Below are 20,679 nucleotides of genomic sequence, written 5' to 3' on the forward strand. Positions count from 1 at the left end.
CCGCCCCGGAAAACCGTCAGGTGCCCGTCCATTTCGGCGCGCGCTTCTCGGCGAACGCGATCGCACCTTCCTTGGCGTCGTTGCTGCTGAACACCGGCATCATGATGCGGGTCTGCTTCGCCCACATCTCATCGGGGCTCCAGCCGCGCGACTCGACGATGATGCGCTTGGTCGCCGCGACTGCGAGCGGCCCGTTGACGGTGATTCGCTCGGCGAGTTCGATCGCGGCCTCCAACACGTGGCCGGGCTCGGCGAGGGCGTTGACCAGGCCGAGGTCCAACGCGCGCTGCGCGGGCAGCCGATCGCCGGTCAACGCCAACTCCATGGCGATGGCGGGCGGGATACGCTGCGGCAGCCGCAACAGCCCGCCGCCGCCCGCGACCAGGCCGCGCTTGACCTCCGGGATGCCGAACGCGCCGTCCTTCGACGCGACGATCAGATCGCAGGCAAGGGCCAACTCCATACCGCCTGCGAGTCCGAAACCTTCGACCGCAGCGATCAACGGCTTGACCGGCGGGCGTTCGGTGAAGCCCAGGCCGCGGCCCTCGACCACCACGTTCTCGCCACGCGCAAACGCTTTGAGATCCATGCCCGCACAGAACGAACCGCCAGCGCCGGTGACGATGCCCACGGAAAGGCCTGGATCGTCATCGAGCCTGACGACAGCATCCGCCAACCCCCGACTCACCGCGGCGTTCACGGCGTTCTTCGCCTCCGGGCGGTTGATGGTGATGATCAGGATCCGGTCGCGCTGCTCGACCAGGACTACATTTTCGCTGTTGTCTGTCACGCCGGTGATGCTAGCCCGACCCGTTCACGCGGGCGGCGACGCAGCCTCCAACTCGATCTCGGAAATGGCGGACCGGCTCTTCCCGTCCGCCGAGCCCAGGGTGGAGATCCACACCACGACGTTCGCAACCGGTGCCGAGGCGCTCACCGGAATCCGGTTGTGTCCCGGCTGCATCGGCGTCGGTGCGGTGAGTTCGCCTGTGTCGGTCAGCGCCGCCGGTTGGTTGTTCGCCGCCGCCCGCACCTGCACGACGGTGCCGGTGCTGTTCAGGTCGACGGTGACCGCGCTGATCGCGGCCGGTCGTTCCAGTTGCACCAACAGCCCGATGCCGGGCTTGAACTTGGGGAACGGTTCGGCGTCGTAGTACGTGTCGGTCGACCAGGCGGTCGCCGGGTTGCCGTCGATCGCCGCCCCGGCTTCGGCGGGGCTGTCGGGCGAACCGCCTGGCGAGAACACCGCCGCTGCCGCGAGCGGCACCCGTTCGCCGGGCGCCGGTGCGCTGGCCACGGCCCGCGGCGGCGGTGGCGCGACCGTCGATGTGTTCAAGCCCAGTTTCTCGGTGTCGAGTCCGCCGGCGTTTCGGTCCTCGTCGAGGATGCTGTTCAGGCTCGATCCCAGACCCGCGAGTGCGAGCGCGGCGATCACTGCCGTCGTCACCAGGCCCACCCGCATCACCCCGCGGCGCGCGGCGGCGGCCCGCTCCTGCGGCCCGAAGTTCCTGAAGTCCGCGTACTGGCCCGGCGGGGGCGTCGGCAGCGGCGGCATCACCCTGGCGCCGCCGGTCTCGTTGTCGGTGGCCGCTCGCAGCAACGTCAAAAGCGTTGCAGCGCTGGCGATTCCGTTCTCCTCCTGGTGCAGGCCCGCGAGCGTGGTGGCGACCAGGTACGGCAGCTCGGCCTCGCGGTTCAGCAGCACCCTCATCACGTCGCCGATGCCGCGGAGGTCGGCGGCCACCGTCGCGTCCGGCAGTGTCGCGGGGAACGCCAGCGCCGCGTGGCCGTCGACGCCGACGCGCACCCGCGCCGGGCAGTCGATCGACAGCAGCAGCCCGGCCCGGTGGGCGGCATCCGCGGCGGCGGCCAGTGACTGCATCGCGCTGGCCACGCCGATGGCCGAAGGCGCGGTGGCCGCGATCTCCTCGAGGCTGCCGCCGTCGATCCACTCGGCCACCACGACGCCGAACCGTCCGGTGTGGAACACCTCGATCACCGGCGCGAGGCCGGGCATGTCGACACCTTTGAGGCGGACCGTTCGCGCGAGGATCTCGTGCACGAACTCTTCCGGCAGCGCGCCGTCAGGGTCGACGAGCGTCACCGCCACCTCGCGGCCCGTCGCCTGGTCGACGGCCTGCCAGAACCGCAGGTGCGACCATGCGCCGTGGGCAGCCACCAACCGGTAGCGGCCGTTTCCCACGGTGGCGCCTGGCGTCGTCATTTGTCGACGTGGTAGCCCTGCATCGGCGGTTCTAAACCGAACGGCCGCTCATGTACCCTAACTAGAACACGTTCTAATTTTGAGGGGGAACCGGATGGCCTCGACAGGCGCCGAACCATCGCAGCTCACGAAGTGGGATCCCGAACTCACCCAGCGGGTCATGGGCCTCACCCGGCCGTTCCTCAAACGCTACTTCCGCTCGGAAGTGCGCGGCCTGGAGAACATGCCCGCAGGCGGTGCGCTGCTGGTCAGCAACCACTCCGGCGGGATGCTGCCGATGGACGTGCCGATCCTGTCGGCCCACTACTACGAGAAGCACGGCTACGACCGACCGCTGTACACGCTCAGCCACGACATGCTGTCGGTAGGGCCGACGGGAGAGTTCTTCAAGAAGATCGGCTACATCAGCGCCAACCACGAGAACGCCGACGAGGCGTTGCGCTCCGGCGGCCTGGTGGTGGTGTTCCCCGGCGGCGACTACGACGTGTATCGCCCGACGTTCTCGGAGAACAAGATCGACTTCGGCGGCCGCACCGGCTACGTGAAGGCCGCATTGAACGCGGGCGTGCCGATCGTGCCGACGGTCGGCATCGGCGGGCAGGAAACACAGATCTTCCTTTCCCGCGGCACCTGGTTGGCCAAGCGACTTGGCCCGATCGCGCGGTTGGCCCGCACCAAGATCGTGCCGATTTCGTTCGGCTTCCCGTTCGGCCTGAGCCTGGTGATCCCGCCGAACATTCCGCTGCCCTCGAAGATCGTCATGCAGGTACTGCCGCCGATCGACATCGTCGCCGAGTTCGGCGAGGACCCCGACATCGACGAGGTCGACGCGCACGTCCGGCACGTCATGCAGCGGGCGCTGGACGAACTGGCCGCGCAGCGCACGCTTCCCGTGTTGGGCTGAGCTCATGGCGATCACCGACCGGCTCACCGAAACGCTCGGCGTCGTCGCGACCATGAGTCGCGCCCGCCTGCTCGCGCCGATGCGCCCCGACAAGTACCTGCGGATCGCGCAGGCGATGCAACGCGAAAACATGGCGGTCACTTCGGGATTCGCCGTCGCTGCGCAACGCTGCCCGGACCGGCCCGGCCTGGTCGACGAACTCGGCACGCTGACCTGGCGGCAGATCGACCAGCGCGCGGACGCGTTGGCCGCGGCACTGCAGGCGCTGCCGGGCGGGCAACCGAACGTGCTGGGCCTGATGGCGCGCAACCACCGCGGTTTCGTCGAGTCGCTGATCGCCGCCAACCGGATCGGCGCCGACGTGCTGCTGCTCAACACGTCGTTCGCCGGGCCCGCACTGGCCGAGGTCGTGCAGCGCGAAGGGGTGAACGCGGTCATCTACGACGAGGAGTTCACCGACACCGTCGACCGCGCGCTCGCCGACAACCCGGGCGCGACGCGGATCGTCGCCTGGACCGACGCGCCATCCGACGGCCTGACGGTCGAGAAGCTGATCACCGAACACGAAGGTCGCGAACCGCGACGCACCGATACGAAAAGCAAAGTCATCCTGCTGACGTCGGGCACCACCGGAACTCCCAAGGGCGCCAAGCACTCCGGCGGTACCGATGGCGGACCGGGCATCCTCAAGGCGATCCTGGACCGCACCCCGTGGCGCGCCGAGGAGACCGTCGTGGTCGTCGCGCCGATGTTTCATGCCTGGGGCTTCTCGCAGTTGATCTTCGCCGCGTCGATGGCGTGCACCGTCGTCACCCGCCGCAAGTTCGATCCCGAGGCCACTCTCGAACTCGTCGACCGGCATCGCGCCACCGGCTTGTGCGTGGTGCCGGTGATGTTCGACCGCATCATGGAACTGCCCGACGAAGTGCGCAACAAATACAGCGGGCGGTCACTGCGGTTCGCTGCCGCATCCGGTTCGCGGATGCGGCCCGACGTCGTGATCAGCTTCATGGATCAGTTCGGCGACGTCATCTACAACAACTACAACGCCACCGAGGCGGGCATGATCGCCACCGCGACCCCACAAGATCTGCGCGCCGCGCCCGACACCGCGGGCAAGCCGGCAGGCGGCACCGAAATCCGGATCCTCGACGGTGATTTCAACGAAGTGCCCCGAGGCGGGACGGGCAGCATCTACGTCCGCAACTCCACCCAGTTCGACGGCTACACCTCGGGCAAGACCAAGGATTTCCACGACGGCTTCATGTCGTCGGGGGATGTCGGTTATCTCGACGAGGCCGGACGGCTGTTCGTCGTGGGCCGCGACGACGAGATGATCGTCTCCGGCGGCGAGAACGTCTACCCGATCGAGGTCGAGAAGACGCTGACCGCCCACCCCGACGTGGCGGACGCGTCCGTGATCGGGGTCGACGACGAGCAGTTCGGTCAGCGGTTGGCCGCGTTCGTGGTTTTGACCGAGGGCGCGGCGGCTACCCCGGACGTACTCAAGCAGCATGTCCGCGACAACTTGGCGAATTACAAGGTGCCCAGGGAAATCACGATTCTCGACGAACTACCGCGCAACAGCACGGGCAAGATCGTGCGCCGCGAACTGCAGGAGCGCGCGGCCCGTGCGTAGACACTTCCCGCTGCTGCGTGCCTGCGCAGAACTGCTGAACGCGGCCAACGGCGTGCGGCCGATCGGCCGCGAGGGCTACATCACGCTGCCGGTGTTCGCGTTCGGCTGGCCGACGACCGAGATGTCGGCGGTGTATCTCGCCGCGTCGATGCTCGACGCGGCACGGCGCGGGCTGCGTGGCGACTTCCGCGGCACGAGGGGCCGAATCGCCTTGCTGCTCACCGTGATCGCGTGGGCGCTGCTCTGGGTGATCCAGCGCCGCAACGTGGCGTCCAGACCGTACTTCGAGGAGCCGCTGCGCCAGACGTTGGGCGACGACTACGAGCGGATCGCGGCGCAATCGCAACCGGCAAGGGCGCGTCGGATGATCGGGGTATGGCCCAGCGAACTGGTCCGTCGCCGCTACGTCGGAAAGGCCAATACGGTGCGCTACGGCCCGCATCGCAGGGCCAACTGCGCAGATATCTGGCGGCGGGCCGACCTGCCCCGCGACGGCAAAGCGCCGGTGCTGCTGCAGGTGCCGGGCGGCGCGTGGGCCATCGGCATGCGGCGGCCGCAGGCCTATCCGCTGTTGAGCCATCTCGCCGAGCGCGGCTGGGTCTGCGTGTCGATCGACTACCGGGTCAGCCCGCGCCACACCTGGCCCGACCACATCGTCGACGTGAAGCGGGCGCTGGCGTGGGTCAAGGAGAACATCGCCGACTACGGCGGCGACCCGGACTTCGTCGCGATCACCGGCGGTTCGGCGGGCGGACACCTGTGCGCGCTGGCCGCGTTGACGCCTGACGATCCGCAGTATCAGCCGGGTTTCGAAGACGCCGATACCTCGGTGGCCGCGGCCGTGCCGATCTACGGCCGCTACGACTGGGTGACGGCCAGGGGCTCCGGCCGTCGCGAGTTCATCGCGTTTCTGCAGAAGTTCGTGGTGAAGAAGCGCATCGCCGAGCACAAGCAGATCTATGTCGACGCGTCGCCGATCATGCGGTTACGGCCCGACGCCCCACCGTTTTTCATCCTGCACGGCGCCGACGACTCGATCATCCCTGTCGCGGAGGGGCGTGAGTTCGCGGCCGCGATGAAAGACACCTCGACGAATGTCGTCGCCTACGCCGAGATCCCGCACGCCCAGCACGCGTTCGACTTCTACTACGGCTCACCGCGCGGGCACTACACCGCCCAGGCGGTGGAGACGTTCCTGTCCTGGGTGCACGCCACCCGCGTAGACGCTACTGCGCCATAGCCTTCTCGACGACCGTCAGCTCTTCGGAAAGCCCTGCGGCACGCCGGATTTCGATGAATGACTGGACCATCGCATCGGTCAACTCGTGCGGGTCGGCCAGCGTGGCGCCGTCGGAGAGCACCGAGATGTTGAGTTGGTCGACGTAACTCCACACGGTGATGTTCAGCCCGCTGCCGGTGGTGAGCGGCCCGACGGAGTAGATCTCCGTCACCAGCGCTCCGCCGACCCGGCCCGGTTCACGCGGCCCAGGCACATTCGAGATCGGGATGTTGAGCACCTTGTTCTGGCCGTCCTTGTCGGCCAGCCAATGGAACAACCGCTCGGCGGGCGCAGGCGGAAAGTACGCCGCCCACCTGCTCACCAGTTCGGGGCCGAGCAGGTGATGCGCCTCCTTGGCGTCGACCGCCCCGTCATGCACGGCGCGCACCCGCTCCAGCGGATCGTCGAGGTGGATGGGCACCACCATCATCACGCCGGTGAAGTAGTTGCCCGAGATCCGTTCCGGCGAGAAGTCGAAACTGACTGGGACAGAAGCCAACAGCGGATGGTCGGCAGCTCCGTCGTAGGCCAGCGACAGTTCGCGCAGCGCTCCCGCCGAGATGGCGAGCACCATGTCGTTGATGGTCACGCCGAGGTGCTTGGCGGTCTGCTTGATGTCGGCGAGCGCCAATGTGGCGGTGGCGAACTTGCGCTGCGCGTCGACGCGGTGGTTCATGAACGACGGCGGCGGGGTGAACGGTCGCGTCAGATCGGGCGACAATTTGCGTGAACTCTTCCTGACCCGCTGGATGCCCTGCGCGGTGTAGCGCACCACGCCGGGGAAGCGGCCGATGTGGCGCATGTGGTCGGCGAACGCCGAACGCAACAACTCGCCTCTGGTCGGCGCAGGATCGGTGGCATACGAATCGCGGTCGTTCTGCGGGCCCTGTTGCAGATCCATGCCGCGGGCCAGCAGATTGGCCGAGGCCACCCCGTCGGCGAGGGCGTGATGGATCTTGCCGAGCACCGCGATCCTGCCGTTGGCCAGGCCTTCGATGAAGTACATCTCCCACAGCGGTTTGGTGCGGTCCAGCGGGCTGCTCGCGATCTCGGAGACCGCCTCGTCGAGTTGACGACGGCCGCCCGGGGCCTTCACCCGGTAGGGCCGGATGTGGTACCCGAGGTCCACTTCGCAGTTCTCGCGCCACATCGGGTGGTGCAACTTGGCAGGCACCTCGACGAGTTGATAGCGGAACGGATCGAGCTTGTGCAGCCGACCGTGGATTACCTTGCGGAACTCGTCGACGCCGAAGTTGCGGCCGCCGAGGTCGTCGAGTTCGATCACCGCCAACTTGAGGGTGTGCATGTGCACGGTGGGCGTCTCGCTGTACAACAACACAGCGTCCCACCCGCTAAGCCTTTTCACCGCGCTCCTCCCTGTGGGGGAAGCTTAGATCACCTGCTTGGCCCGCGTGAGCGATCGGTTGCGGTGAATCTGGTTGAGAAACAGGCCGATTGCAGTCGCCATGGATCCGGTCCTGGCCCCGTCGATCATGTCGAATGCGTGCCCGGCGCCGGGCAGTTCGACATAGCTGACCACCGAGTGCGACGCCTCCCGTAGCGTCTCGACGAAACTGCGCGCCTGCTCGACGGGGATGACGCTGTCGCCGGTGCCGTGGATGACCAAGAACGGCGGCGCATCCTGGTGCACCCGCGCTATCGGCGACGCCTTGCGGAACACGTCGGGATGCTTGGCGATCTTGCGTTTGACCACGACGCGTTCCAGGAAGTCGACGAAGCGTGCCCGTTCCGCCGTCGACCGATCTTCCCAGTCGTAGCGGCCGTAAATCCCGACGACCGCGTCGACGGAGGTGTCCGAGCCTTCCGGCAGGTCGCCCTGCATCTCGGGATCGTTCGCGGTCAGACCGGCCAGCGCCGACAGGTGTCCACCGGCCGAACATCCCGCTATCGCAACGAAATTGCGGTCGCCGCCGAACTTGTCGACGTTCGCGCGCGCCCACGCGATCGCCGTCTTGACGTCGGTGATGTGCGCAGGCCAACGATGGTGCGGCGCCACCCGGTAGTCGATCGACAGGCAGACCCAGCCCATCTCCGCCAGGTGCGACATCAACGCGTAGCCCTGCAGCATCCTGCTGCCGTGTACCCATGCCCCGCCCGGCACGAACAGCAGCACGGGCGCCGGTTCAGCGGGCAGATCCTTCCTGCGCCACACGTCGAGCAGTTGCGGTTCAAGGTTGCCGTAGCGCACCGATGTGCGGTGCACGCTTCTGCGGTGCTGCCGGAACTTCCACAGCGGCGGGACGCTTTCGGGCGCCGGCCAGTCGATCGCGAGGTCCTTGGCGGCGACGACGCCGCGCAGTGCGGCCTCCGTGACGGTGTTGGTGGCGTCGCGTTCCTGCTGGCGCAGTTCTGCGTTGCCGGGCTCGAACCAGGAACGTGCGGTCGCGCCGAGGAAATCGGGCACGTGCCGATAACCCCAGACGCCCATCGCAGCCACGGCACCAAGGGGCTCAAGGTGTTTCCCGATCACGGGCAGGGAAGCAGATGCGACGCTCATGGCGAGCATGTAGTCGGACGGACCTGCGTTCAGCAACCATCGGGCACGTGTCCACAACGTCGGGCCTGGATACCGGGTGTCCGGTCGTGCCGTCATTGCGCGACTGTACCCCGGTCGCCCAGCGCTAAACGACAACATCGGTGAATGTGTCTACTGATCGCATATCCAAGATCGTCCTGTGACCTGCATCACGTCTATAGGCGGTCACGGCGCTGCGGGTTAGCTTCGGTCTGCAAACGTCGAACACGCTTCAGGGGACTTCCACCGTGAGTAAGTCAGCTCTCGCCATCACCGAGGAACACACCGACCTGGCCGACGCCGCTCTCGGGCAGCTCAACCGGTTGAACAGCCGCGCCGCCGCACGCGCCGCGCTGGACAACGGATCGGCGCATCCGTCGGAGATCTGGTCGGCGGGCGCCGACCTCGGCTGGAACGGCCTCGCCGTGGCCGAGGAGTACGGCGGGTCGGGTTTCGGGCTCGCCGAGTTGGCGGTCGTGCTGGAGGCGCAGGGTCGCGAGCTGTCCCCAGGCCCGTTCCTTCCGTCGGTCGCGGCCGCGGTGGTGATCGACCGCTGCGCATCCGAAAGCGTTCGCGCGCAAGTGCTTCCGGGACTGGCCGACGGCACCAGCGTCGGTGCGCTGGCACTGTCGGGCAACGTCACGATCGGCTCGGACCTGGTGCTCACCGGCGAGAGCCCCGCGGTGCTCGCAGCGCCGGACGCCGATGTGCTGGTGATCGCCGCCGGTGCGGATGTCGCCATCGTCGACGCGAAAGCCGACGGGGTGACCGTGACGGCGCTGGAGTCGCTCGACCCCACCCGCAGCGTCGGATCGGTCGCGCTGCGCGGGGTCGCAGTCGCCCAGGACCGGGTCATTCGCGGCGCCGCGCGCAAGGCACGCACGGTGTTCCGGATCCTGGCGTCGGCCGAGGCGGTGGGCGTCAGTTGGGCGGCGCTCGACATGGCCGTCGAATACGCCAAGGTGCGCGAGCAGTTCGGCAGGACCATCGGCACCTTCCAGGCCGTCAAGCATCACGCCGCGAACATGTTGGTCAACGCCGAGGAGACCACCGCGGCGACATGGGACGCCGCGCGCGCCGACGACCTCGACAGCGCCTGGTTCCCCGCAGCGGTGGCGGCTGCGCACGCGATTCGCACTCAGATCTTCAACGCGCAGTACAACATTCAGCTGCACGGCGGGATCGCATACACCTGGGAGCACGACGCGCATCTGTACCTGCGGCGAGCCAGGACGCTGGCCGCACTGATGGAGGAGGCCGGCGATCCGCTGCTCGACGTGGTCGAGGGCCAGCGCAGCGGTCAGGCCCATGGCGCGTCGTTCACGCTGCCGCCCGAGGCCGACACCTACCGCAGCCAGGCCAGGGACGCGGTCGGGAGATTGCAGTCGCTCCCCGAGGACAAGCGCCGCGATTTCCTCGTCGACTCCGGTTACCTGGTGCCGCATTGGCCGAAACCGTGGGGCCGCGCCGCCGATGTGCTCGAGCAGTTGGTGATCGAGGAGGAGTTCGCGGACATCGACCGACCGGACATGGGCATCACCGGGTGGGTGGCGCTGACGATCGCGCAGGCGGGCACCGACGATCAGCGTGAACGCTGGGTCGAGCCCGTGCTGCGGGGCAAGGTGATGTGGTGCCAGCTGTTCTCCGAACCCGGCGCGGGCTCCGACGCCGCCGCGGTCCGCACGGCCGCCAAGAAGGTCGACGGCGGCTGGCGGGTCACCGGACAGAAGGTGTGGACGAGCCTGGCGCAGTACTGCCAGTGGGGTCTGGCGACGGTGCGCACCGATCCCGACGCGCCCAAGCACGCCGGCGTGACGATGATGGCGATCGACATGAAAGCCCCTGGCGTGACTGTCAATCCGCTACGCGGCATCACCGGTGACTCACACTTCAACGAGGTGTTCTTCGACGACGTGTTCGTACCGGACGATGACGTCGTCGGTGATGTGAACAAGGGTTGGCTGGTGGCGCGCGCGACCCTGGGCAACGAACGCGTCTCCATCGGCGGCGGTTCCGGCGGCGCGTCCGGGTTCACGGCGGAGGACCTCATCAAGCTGCTCGACGCCTCCCCCGCCGCGGCCAACTACGTGCGTCGGGCGGGCGAGTGCATCGCGGAGACGCACACCTTGCGGCTGCTGAATCTGCGCCGGGCCAGTCGGGCCATCGCGGGCGCGGAGCCGGGACCGGAGGGCAACGTCACCAAGCTGCTGGTCGCCGAGGCCGGACAGCGGATCACCGAACTCGGCATGGAGTTGTCGGGGTCTGCGGCGGTCACCGGCCAGGCGCCGAAGCTGCTGCGCAGCTATCTCGGCAATCGGGCGATGACCATCGCGGGCGGCACGTCGGAGATCACGCGCAACACGATCGCCGAGCGGATCCTCGGCTTGCCGCGCGACCCGCTGCTCAAGTAGTGCTCCCCCGCGAGGGCCAGTACCGCGAGCAGACGCAAAGCGCCCATTTGCGCCGGCGTGTCGGGGCTTTTTGCGTCTGCTCGCCGAGTTCTATTGACCTGAGGTGCCCATGATCCGGCCGAGTTCGGCGCGGGTGTGGATGTCGAATTTCCGGTAGATCCGCGTCAGGTTCGCCTCGACCGTCTTCGGGCTGACACACAGACGTGCCGCGACGTCGGCGGTGGTCATGCCTGCTCCGGCGAGTTCTGCCACCCGCCGCTCGGACGGGGTGAGGTCGGCGCCGCGGGTCGGGCCGACGTTCGCACGCTCCAGTTCGGCGTGGGCACGCTGCACCCACAGCGCACTGCCCATCTGCTCGAACGTCCGCAACGCCTCGCCGAGCGTCGCTTCGGTCGCCATCTTCTGGCGCCTGCGCCGCTGCAACTGACCGAGCAACAACTGGGTACGGGCCCGCTCGAACGGCATCGGCAGCCTGCCGAACTCGGTAAGTGCCTGGCGCGCAGCCTGTTCCGCCGCCTCGACCTCGCCCTGCGCGGCCAGCATCATGGCGCGGCATCGCCCGCCGACCGCCAGCATCCACGGCCGGTCGAACAGTGCGCCGTTGTGCTCCAGCGCCTTGATCATCGGTTCGGCGTCGGCCTGCCTGCCGAGTGCGATCAGCGCCTCGACCGCGTCCGGGATGAACGACGCGGTGACGATCTCGGTGCCCGGCATCTCGGGGAAGTCGTCGCAGCACTGCGACAACGCCGCCGCCGCTTCGGCGTGGTTGCCCAACGACACCTCGAGAAAACCGAGGACGGACATCGGCCAGTACGCCAATCCCGTCGTGCCGCACCGTTCGACGGCCGCCATCGCACCCTCGATGTCGGCGCGTGCATCGCTTTCCCGGCCCGCGTACGCGGCGGCGGCCGCGCGCATGGTCTTGGCGACGGACACCATCTGGTCACCGCCGAGTTCCTCGGCGAGACGAACGGCTTCCGTTGCCGCCTGCCCTGCGTCGGTGAACCGGCCCCGCCAGATCTCGACCAGCGCGGTGTGCACGGCGACGAAGATGAGGTCGCTGTCCGCTCCGTGGTCGATGCAGCGCCGCCGTACCCGCTCCCATTCGACCCTGGCCTCGTCGAGTCTTCCGGTCCACGCCAACAACTGGGCCTTGGCGGCACTGGCCATGAATGGCGCGGACACGTCCTGGCCGAGGTCGTCCAATTCGAGCGCCCTATCCAGCGCCACTTCGTCAATCCCGTTGCCGTCCAACGCATTGATCGTCACGTAGTTGGCCAGGGCCTTGCTGACCAAGGCGGGGACACCGAGTTTCTCGGCTTTGCCGACCGCCCGCTTGGCGATCTGCAGCGCCTCGTCGTAGCAGCCCGCGAGGCTCTGCGCGAACGACAGCGCGAGTAGCGTCGGGAGCAGCATCTGCGGGCTGTCCTCGGCCTCGCCGACCGCACGCTGCAACAGCGCCGCCGCCTTGTCGACGCTGCTGCTGAACGCCGTGGTCCCGGCCAGCAGGTTCAGCGCGAAAGCCCGCTGGGGACCCGGCGGCAGTTGGTCGATCACGGGAGCGACCAGATCACCGGCCCGCGCAGCGTCACCGGCCCGAAGGTGGTTCTCCGCCGCGTGGATTCGTCGCGACGGCGTGTCGCCGCCGAGTTTGATTGCCAGATCCAGCAATTCGGCCGCCGCGGCGGGTGAACCCTTGGCCCGCGCAGAGCACGCCGCCTTGTCGAGGGCCCGCAACAGTTCGGGATCGGCGGTCGACGCGGCCAGCGCCATGTGCCTGGCCTTGAGTTCCGGTTGCGTGACGACGTCGGCCAGCCTGCCGTGCATCTCGCGGCGCAGCGCAGGCGCGGTGGTGGAGTACACGCCCTTGGCCAACAGCGGATGGCGGTAGTGCACCCTGTTGCCGTGCACGACGATGACGCCTTGGCGCTCCGCGTCGTCGAGCAGTTCCAGTGTTCGCCGCACCGACGTCCCGGTCGCGCGTGCAAGCGCTTCGACAGTCGGGTCTGCGACACAGGCGGCGGCGAGCAGCACTCGCCAGGTGTCGTCGCTGAGGTCCTCCACCCGGATCCGCACCAGGTCGGCCAATGTTCGCGGAAGCTCCGCCTCGCTGCCGGACGACCCGTTGTCGATGGCGCGCGCCAGTTCGAGCGCGAAGAACGGGTTGCCCGCCGAGATCTCGGTGATGCGCCGCATCGTCGGGCGGGGGAAACACCGCCCCAACCGCACAGCGAGCAGCTCATGCAGTTCCGCCATGCCTATCGGCCCTACCCGGATCCGGCGGATCCCGTCGGGCGACTCCAGCTCGAGCCACGACACCGCGCTCGCGCCCCCCGCCTCCGGTCGCTCGGTGAGCAGCAGAGCCGTGCGCCGCCGCAACCGCCGCGCCACATATGCGAGCACCGCGCGACTGCGCTCGTCGAGCCACTGCAGATCGTCGATGCCGATCATCACCGGGCCGCGCCTGCCGAGTCTCTGCACAACAGACAACAGCGCCGCAGCGACCGAGTGCACGTCGGCGCTCGAGGCGTCACTGCCGCCCCGCAACAGCACCCGATCGACGGCGGCCCGCTGCAGCTCCGGCAATCCGGTCAACACTTCGGCGTCGACCTCGGCGAACAGATCGGCCACCGTGCCGTACGCCATGTCCGCCTCGACCTTCGCAGCGCGCGCCGACAACGTGTGGAAGCCACGTTCACCCGCTTGCGCGAGCGCGGCGAGCCAGAGCGTCGTCTTGCCGATGCCCTCCTCGCCCTCGATGAGCAGCGCCGACGCGGATGTGCACGCGTCCCCCAAGTAGTTGGCTATCGCTCTGAGATCATCCGAACGGCCTACAACTGCCCCCATGTCGGTAATCGTTGCATTCAGCAAATGTTTCGGTGGACAAATCGCGAAAATATTTGACGAAAACGAAAGTTTGGGCGGTGTCGCGTGCAGGTAATACTTCTCGCGTGTCCACGGAGTTTCACCCCGACCTGCGTCGCGTCGCCCGCCAACTCCCCAGGCAGATCATCACACCGGCCACTGTGCCGTTCCTCCGCGCGGCGGAACGTTTGCTCTGGCGGCGCACCCCCAAGGACGTCGAAGTGCTCACGTTGGCGTCCGGCGTCGGGATCCGACTGTTCCGACCCGCAGGCGTGAGCGGGCCGACGCCCGCGCTGCTGTGGATCCACGGCGGCGGCTACGTCATCGGCAAGGCGGCCCAGGACGACGCACTGTGTCGGCGGTATGCGCGCGAAGTCGGCGCCATCGTTGCCTCGGTCGACTATCGGCTTGCACCGGAAAACCCCTATCCCGCAGCACTGGAGGACTGCTACTCGGCGCTGCGGTGGCTGGTGCGACTGCCGTCGGTGAACCCGGACCTGGTGGCGATCGGCGGGGCCAGCGCGGGCGGTGGACTGGCCGCCGCGCTCGCTTTGCTCACCCGTGACCGCGGCGAGATTCCTTTGGCTGCACAGCTTTTGGTGTATCCCATGCTCGACGACCGCACCGTGGGACGACATCACGACCACCCCGGCTTGCGGTTGTGGAATCAGTCGAGCAACAAATACGGATGGTCGGCCTACCTCGGCGGCGCCGACCCGGAGGTCGCCGTGCCCGCCCGGCGCGAGGACCTCAGCGGCCTGCCGCCGGCATGGCTTGGCGTCGGCACCCTTGACCTGTTCCACGACGAAGATCTGGCCTACGCCGAACGGCTCAGGGCCGCCGGGGTGCGCTGCGACGTCGAAGTCGTCGAGGGCGCGTTCCATGGCTTCGACGGCATAGCCCCCAAAGCAGATGTGTCGCAGCGGTTTTTCGACAGCCAGTGCGCGCTGCTGCGCGAGATGTTGGCGCCCAAAGCCGCCTAATCCTCCTGTGGCGCGGCCAGGCGCAGCACGGCGCGGATGTCGTCGTGGTCGAGCAGCTTCCAGCATGCTTCGGCCAGTTCGTCGGTGCGGCCACGGCCGAGCACCGGCGTGGCCAGCGCGGTGAACTTCTCCTGCAGTTGCGCGTCGGACATCGGGTTGTCGGGCGTGCCGAGGTTGTGCGCGACGTGGCGCTGCAGCGTGCGACCGTCGCGCAACGCCACCACCACCAACGCCGAATCCTTGGTCTGTTCGGGGTCGACGTGGACGTGGATCCGCTCACGCAGTGGCACCAGCGCCGGGTCGGCGACGCGTTCGTCGGTGAACTGCTCGAGCAGTGCCGCGCCGTCAGCGAGCGCGACCGCGAGCACGTGGTAGATGCTGAACTTGCCTTCCAGGCCCGTGCGCGGCTCGGTGAGCCCGGTCGTCGTCTTCACGTAGTCGTGGACGTAGGCGTCGACCGATGCGACGTCGGCGGCGGTCAGCCCGTACTCGGAGCGCAATTCGAGCAGCGCCTGGGCGGGCGGATGGGTCAGCGAGCCGCACGCGTACGGCTTGAAGCCGTCGCGGGGCAGATACCAAGTTTCACCGATGCCCTCGACCGCCCGCTCGGGCACCGGATCCGGCGAGAACAGATGCAGAAATCCGCGATGCCCCTCGATCGGCACGGTGCTCGATGTGAAGCCGTCGCGGGCGAGGAAACCCGACAGCAGTCCGTCGGAGGCGGCCTTGCCGGCGTGTAACGACTTGCCCATCGAGCCGTAGACCACCTTCATCCCTGCCGACTGCGTGGCGCCGGTGCCCATGGCGGCGAGCGTCTGTTCCGGCGGCAGGCCAAGCACTCGCGCAGTGGCCGCCGCGGCGCCGATGTGTCCCACCGTCCCCGTCACGTGCCACCCGACGTCGTAGTGGCCGGGTCCGGCAGCCACCGCAACGCGGGTCTGCACCTCGAAGCCGGCAACGAACGCTTCGGCAGCCAGCTTGCCTGTCACCGGGACCAGTTCGGCCGCCGCCGCGATCGCCGGCCACAGCGGGGCACTGCCGTGGATGGTGGTGCGGTCCGGGTTGAACGTGTCGTCGAAGTCGAGCACGTGCGCGGCGATCCCGTTGGCGAGCGCGGCCTGCCCGGCCGCCGCGCGCTCCGCGGTGCCCACGATGCCAGCGGCCCGCGAGCCGTCGGGATCCATCGTCCGGATCGCGGCGCGGACCCGGGCGCTCTCCGGCGCCACCGCGCCTGCAATGGTGCAGCCGAGCCAGTCGACAAGACACCGCACGGCCTGGTGCACGACGTCATCGGGGAGGGACTCGACCCGCACACCGGACGCGAAGGAGGCCAGTGCGCCGCTGACAGAGGACTGATCGCTCACCGAGAGACTCCAGTCTGTATCACGGAAAGAAATTCTGTTATACAGACTACATGGCATCTGACTCGGGAAGCTATGACGATCGCACTTCTGTCGAGACACGTACGCTGCTCGACTTCGTCTGCCACACCAGTGCCGCGGAGATCCCCGCCGAGGTGCTACACGAGAGCGCCAGATGCCTGCTCGACCATGTCGGTCTTGCCGTCGCGGGCGCGCAGGAGCCTGCCGCGCGGATCGTCCGCGAGCAGTGCGCCGTGCTCGGCGGCGAGCAGCAGGCCCTTGCGCTCGGCACCACCGAGCGACTGCGCGTCACCGATGCCGCGTTGGCCAATGGGATCGCCTGCCACGCTTTGGATTTCGACGACACGCACGTCCCGACGATCCTGCATCCGACCACCCCGCTCTACGCCGCGGGCACGCCGCTGGCGCAGTGGCGTGCTACGAGCGGTGTCGATCTGCTGGCCGCGCACGCGCTGGGCTACGAACTCGCGGCCAGGGCCAGCAACGCGCTGTATCCCGAGCACTACGACGCCGGTTGGCACATGACGGGCACCACCGGCGCGCTTGCCGCCGCGACCGTCGCGATCAGGCTGCTCGGTCTCACCGGTATCGCGGCCACCCATTGCCTGAGCATCGCCGCGACACAGGCCGCAGGCCATCGCGAGCAGTTCGGCACCATGACCAAACCGTTCCACGCCGGCCACGCCGCGGCGTCGGGTGTCTGGGCCGGCCTGCTCGCCGCGGGCGGGTTCACCGGGGCGCCCGACCCGCTGCAGGGCCGCCGCGGCATGTTCGCGGTGATGTCGTCGGCCAGCAGTGCCAACGATCTGGTCGACAGACTCGGGCAACGGTGGCAGATCTTCGACAACGGAGTGAAACCGTACGCATGCGGAGTGGTGATCCACCCGGCCATCGACGCGGTGCGCGACCTCGCCGTCCGCCGCGGGCTTGCCCCGGACGCCATCGAGAAGATCCGGCTGCGGGTGCACCCGCTGGTGCTTGAGCTGACCGGAAAGACCGATCCCCGAACGGGTTTGGAGGGCAAGTTCTCGGTGACGTTCGCCTGTTCGATCGCGCTGCTGGACGGCCGTGCTGGCGAAGCCGAGTTCTCCGACTCCGCCGTGGTGCGACCCGACGTCCGCGATCTGATGGCACGCATCGAGGTGGTGCCCGACGCCGACGTCCCGCATACCCAGGCCGGCGCGACCGCGCTCACCGACGACGGCAACAGCGTGGACACCTGGGTCGACCATGCCCGTGGCACACCGGGCAATCGACTCTCCGACGACGAACTGCGGGACAAATTCCACGGTCTTGCTGACGGGGTCCTCGGCCGCGAGCGGGCAAATCAATTGGCGGAGGCCGTGTTCGGGCTTGCCGATGGCGGCGGTGTCGACGCGATGGTCGAACTCACCACACCGCTGGCGCGCTGACGACTGAACCGTCGCAGTCGACGCGGACCACCGTCCCGGTGACCTCCGCGGCGTTCACAAACGCCAACCACGCGACCTGAGAAGCGATTTCGGCTCTGCACCGAAACTGATGGTCCTCGGTGACATCCCCTTCTATGCCGGGGGACACCGCGTTGACCGCGACCCCGTCGTCTCGAAGCGCCGCGGCGAGTGCGAGCGTCATGCCGAGCAGGCCGTGCTTGGCCGCGGACAGGTGCACACGCTCCGGGTCGCCTGCCAACGCATTGCGCCCGAGGATGTTGATGATGCGTCCGCCGGGGATGAGTGCGGGCAGCGCGTGGCGGACACAGCGGAACGCGCCGTCGAGGGTGACCGAGCGGACCTGGTACCAGTCGTCCTCGCTGATGTTCTGTACGCGCTGCCGGGGTCGGTACGACGCGTTGTTGACAAGTACCCGCAGCCTGCCGCGTTCGGCGATGACGTCGTACATCCGCCGCACCGCCGACGGATCGGTGACGTTGGCGGTGACCGAGAACGCGCGACCGCCGCCCGCCCGGATCGCCGCCGCCACCGCGTCGGCCTCCTCGGTGCGCGCCCTGGTGTTCACCGCCACCGTAAGCCCTTCGCGGGCAAGGCGTTCGGCGATCACTGCGCCGAGGCCACTGCCCGCTCCGGTGACGAGGGCGATGTCATCCATCTTCTGGCACCGTCTGTTTCAGCAGTACCGAGACGTCGTCGAGTTCGTCGACGTGCCAGCAGTCGGCCAGCAGTCGTTCGGCGCGCTGCGCGCCGAGCACCGGCGTGACCAGTTCGCGGAACTTGGCGGACAGTTCGTCGTCGCTGAGCGGCGCCGCGGCCGTGCCGCGGTTACCGCGCACCTCGGTGGCCAATGTGCGTCCCGACGCCAGCGTGATCTCGACATCGGCGTCCTGCTTGCCGATCGCGGGGTCGGAGACGACCTTCACCCGATCTCGGAGGTCGACCACGTCGGGCCGCGCCAATATCTCGGCCGCCAATTCGTCGTTGCCGAGCCTGCGGAACACCACCGCCGCCGCCGCGCAGTGCCGCAGGCTGAACTTGGCCTGCATCGGGGTGGCCGGCTGCGGCAGATCGGTGAACCGCGCCGCAGGCGGCGAGACACGCACGTTGATGACGTTGACATCGTCTGCGGCGACGTCGTTTTCGGTGATCAGCGCGAGCACGCCGTCGACCATCGGGTGGGTCAGCGACCCGCTCGGGTAGAGCTTGTGCCCGTTGCTGGTCAGATTCCAGCTCTCGCCGAGTTGCGCGGTGATCTTCTCGGGGGCCGGCGCGGCGCTCATCACCGCGAGGTAGCCGAAATCCCCTTCGAGCACCTTAGGGCTGGCAGTGAGCTGATGCTCGGCCAAGGTGGCCGCGAGCACGCCGTCCATCGCGGCCTTACCGGGATGCATGCTCTTCAGGTCGCTGCCCGCCATGATCCGCAGACCTGCGGCCTGGGTGGCGCCCGCGGCCATCGCGTGCTCGATCTGCTCAACGTTGCAGCCCATCGTGCGCGCCGCGGCGGCGGCCGACCCGACGTGCCCCGAGGTCCCTGTCACATGCCAGCCCGCGTCGTAGTGCGTCTGGCCCGCCGCGTGCGCCACCCGGGTCTCCACCTCGAAGCCGAGCGCGAAACTGGTCAGCGCGTCGAGGCCGCTGACAGGCCGGTCGTCGGCGACGGCCAGGATCGCAGGCCACACCGAGCAACTGCCGTGCACGGTGGTGCCCGGTGGGTTGTACACGTCGTCGAGGTCGAGCACATGGGAGGCGAACGCGTTGAGGAACGCGGCGAACGGTGGCGACACCCGCATGCGGGTGCCGACAACCGTTGCGCTTCCGCCCTTTTCAGCAGCCGCGATGGCATCGCGTGCCCGCCGGGTGGCGTCGTCAGCCGATCCCGCGACCGTCACGCCGATGTGGTCGACCAGTGCGCGGCGCGCAGCGTGCATGACGGCGTCGGGGATCTGTCCGGGTTGCTGCTGGGCGACGAACGCCGCAAGGGCAGATGTGGGACCGCTGTTGGTCACTGATCCTTCCTCAGGCCGAGTCCCTGCAGCAGTCCGCCGACGATGTCGGTCTGCTCCTTCAGATACGCCTCGAACTTGTCGTCCTGGAGGTTCTGCGTCACCAGGCCGTCTTCCTTGATGAGGTTCTTCCAGTCGTCGGTCTCGACCATCTTCGTCAGGTCGTCCTGGAACTTCTGCACCGCATCCGCAGGCATATCGGGTGCACCCATCACGGCGCGGAACTGCACGGGCACCTTCGCGGTGTCGATGCCCTGCTCGGCCGTGGTGGTGACATCGGGGAAGGCGTCCAGGCGCTTGTCACCGATCACGGCGATCACCTTCAGTTGCCCCGCCTTCACCTGCTCGGCGACGTCGGATGCGCTGCCCAGCATGATGTTGGCGTCGTTGCGCAGCAGCGCGGTGATGCGCGATCCGGTGTCCTCGAAGGACAGGAACTTCCACTTGGCGCCGAGGCCGTCCTGCAGCACCAACCGGGTCAGCGCGTCGTTGGCGGTGCTGGAACCGCCCGCCTGGACCAGCGTGTCCGGGGCTTTCTTGGCGGCGGCGACGAAGTCGGCGAACGTGTTGAACGGCGACTTGGCGTTGGTCACCACGACCTGAGGTTCGGTCGCCACCAACGAAATCGGGGTCAGCTGGGCCAGGCTGACCTTCGCGTTCGCGACGGTCATCGGGGTGGCCAGCCACGTCGGCGTCACCTGTGCGATCAGCCCGGCGTTGCCCTTGTGGTCGACCATGTACGACATCGCGCCGATCGAGTCGCCGGCGGGGACGTTGCGCACCGGCCAGTTGGTGTCGATGATCTTGTTCTCGTACATCACCTTGATCATCTGCCTGGTGAAGACGTCACTGCCACCGCCGACGGCGTTGTGCGTGACGACCTCGACGGGGCCGGACTTGCCGCCGCCACCACCGCCCGAGCTGCCGCATGCGGCAAGGGCGACCAGCGACAGCGCCGCGATGAGCACGGTCAGTAGCTGCCTGATTCGGATCATGTCCGTTCCCTTCTTCGAGGACTCG

The 20,679-nt window shown here is 68.2% G+C and carries 15 protein-coding genes; 6 read left to right on the top strand and 9 right to left on the bottom strand.

The features are described from left to right. Positions 1 to 16: 16 nt before the first annotated feature. Entirely contained in the window at positions 17 to 799 is a 783-nt protein-coding gene (locus C1A30_RS23735; RefSeq protein WP_235010357.1) for a crotonase/enoyl-CoA hydratase family protein, read from the bottom strand. 15 nt (positions 800 to 814) lie between these two features. After that, positions 815 to 2,224 carry a protein kinase family protein gene (locus tag C1A30_RS23740; protein WP_101950799.1) on the bottom strand — a complete coding sequence of 470 codons (1,410 nt, stop codon included), beginning with the start codon at positions 2,222 to 2,224 and terminating at the stop codon, positions 815 to 817. 94 nt (positions 2,225 to 2,318) lie between these two features. Between C1A30_RS23740 and C1A30_RS23745 the strand changes: the two genes are divergently transcribed. From C1A30_RS23745 to C1A30_RS23755, 3 genes are read left to right on the top strand one after another with little or no spacing between them, the layout of a single operon-like run. Further along, on the top strand, positions 2,319 to 3,128 hold the full coding sequence (locus tag C1A30_RS23745; RefSeq protein WP_101950800.1) for a lysophospholipid acyltransferase family protein: 810 nt from the start codon (positions 2,319 to 2,321) through the stop codon (positions 3,126 to 3,128). A gap of 4 nt (positions 3,129 to 3,132) precedes the next feature. After that, positions 3,133 to 4,767, top strand: a complete 1,635-nt coding sequence (gene fadD12, locus C1A30_RS23750; protein ID WP_101950801.1) for an acyl-CoA ligase FadD12 — start codon at positions 3,133 to 3,135, stop codon at positions 4,765 to 4,767. Further along, positions 4,760 to 6,007: an alpha/beta hydrolase gene (locus C1A30_RS23755; RefSeq protein ID WP_101950802.1), complete on the top strand. Its 1,248-nt coding sequence runs from the start codon at positions 4,760 to 4,762 to the stop codon at positions 6,005 to 6,007. Before fadD12 ends, C1A30_RS23755 begins: the two co-directional genes overlap by 8 nt. On the opposite strand, the gene C1A30_RS23760 is transcribed toward C1A30_RS23755, so the two are convergent. Together C1A30_RS23760 and C1A30_RS23765 are read right to left on the bottom strand one after the other, a co-directional pair. Beyond that, positions 5,994 to 7,412 (bottom strand): wax ester/triacylglycerol synthase family O-acyltransferase, encoded by a 1,419-nt coding sequence (locus tag C1A30_RS23760; protein ID WP_101950803.1) that lies wholly within the window; start codon positions 7,410 to 7,412, stop codon positions 5,994 to 5,996. The two genes, C1A30_RS23755 and C1A30_RS23760, sit on opposite strands and share 14 nt — an antisense overlap. Positions 7,413 to 7,436: 24 nt before the next feature. Further along, a complete protein-coding gene (locus C1A30_RS23765; protein WP_101950804.1) occupies positions 7,437 to 8,660 on the bottom strand; it encodes an alpha/beta hydrolase in 1,224 nt (407 codons plus the stop codon). 170 nt (positions 8,661 to 8,830) lie between these two features. Here C1A30_RS23765 and C1A30_RS23770 point away from each other — a divergent pair, with 170 nt between their 5' ends. Further along, positions 8,831 to 10,993 (top strand): acyl-CoA dehydrogenase, encoded by a 2,163-nt coding sequence (locus C1A30_RS23770; RefSeq protein WP_101950805.1) that lies wholly within the window; start codon positions 8,831 to 8,833, stop codon positions 10,991 to 10,993. A 90-nt stretch (positions 10,994 to 11,083) separates the two neighbouring features. Here the strand turns inward: C1A30_RS23770 and C1A30_RS23775 are convergent, their stop codons facing one another. After that, positions 11,084 to 13,840 carry an AAA family ATPase gene (locus tag C1A30_RS23775; RefSeq protein ID WP_101950806.1) on the bottom strand — a complete coding sequence of 919 codons (2,757 nt, stop codon included), beginning with the start codon at positions 13,838 to 13,840 and terminating at the stop codon, positions 11,084 to 11,086. 104 nt (positions 13,841 to 13,944) lie between these two features. Between C1A30_RS23775 and C1A30_RS23780 the strand changes: the two genes are divergently transcribed. Beyond that, a complete protein-coding gene (locus C1A30_RS23780) occupies positions 13,945 to 14,841 on the top strand; it encodes an alpha/beta hydrolase (RefSeq protein WP_101950807.1) in 897 nt (298 codons plus the stop codon). Here C1A30_RS23780 and C1A30_RS23785 read toward each other — a convergent pair. Further along, positions 14,838 to 16,205, bottom strand: a complete 1,368-nt coding sequence (locus tag C1A30_RS23785) for an MmgE/PrpD family protein (RefSeq protein ID WP_160112784.1) — start codon at positions 16,203 to 16,205, stop codon at positions 14,838 to 14,840. The two genes, C1A30_RS23780 and C1A30_RS23785, sit on opposite strands and share 4 nt — an antisense overlap. A 50-nt stretch (positions 16,206 to 16,255) precedes the next feature. Here C1A30_RS23785 and C1A30_RS23790 point away from each other — a divergent pair, with 50 nt between their 5' ends. Beyond that, positions 16,256 to 17,635, top strand: a complete 1,380-nt coding sequence (locus C1A30_RS23790; RefSeq protein ID WP_101950809.1) for an MmgE/PrpD family protein — start codon at positions 16,256 to 16,258, stop codon at positions 17,633 to 17,635. Here C1A30_RS23790 and C1A30_RS23795 read toward each other — a convergent pair. The 3 genes from C1A30_RS23795 to C1A30_RS23805 are packed head-to-tail and all read right to left on the bottom strand — an operon-like array spanning position 17,613 to position 20,654. Beyond that, positions 17,613 to 18,311, bottom strand: coding sequence for an SDR family NAD(P)-dependent oxidoreductase (locus tag C1A30_RS23795; RefSeq protein WP_101950810.1), 699 nt, complete (start codon positions 18,309 to 18,311; stop codon positions 17,613 to 17,615). The genes C1A30_RS23790 and C1A30_RS23795 overlap by 23 nt on opposite strands. Then, positions 18,304 to 19,662 carry an MmgE/PrpD family protein gene (locus C1A30_RS23800; RefSeq protein WP_101950811.1) on the bottom strand — a complete coding sequence of 453 codons (1,359 nt, stop codon included), beginning with the start codon at positions 19,660 to 19,662 and terminating at the stop codon, positions 18,304 to 18,306. Before C1A30_RS23800 ends, C1A30_RS23795 begins: the two co-directional genes overlap by 8 nt. Continuing rightward, on the bottom strand, positions 19,659 to 20,654 hold the full coding sequence (locus C1A30_RS23805; RefSeq protein WP_160112785.1) for a tripartite tricarboxylate transporter substrate binding protein: 996 nt from the start codon (positions 20,652 to 20,654) through the stop codon (positions 19,659 to 19,661). Before C1A30_RS23805 ends, C1A30_RS23800 begins: the two co-directional genes overlap by 4 nt. Positions 20,655 to 20,679: the final 25 nt, after the last annotated feature.

The organism is Mycobacterium sp. 3519A, from assembly GCF_900240945.1.
Classification (GTDB): domain Bacteria; phylum Actinomycetota; class Actinomycetes; order Mycobacteriales; family Mycobacteriaceae; genus Mycobacterium.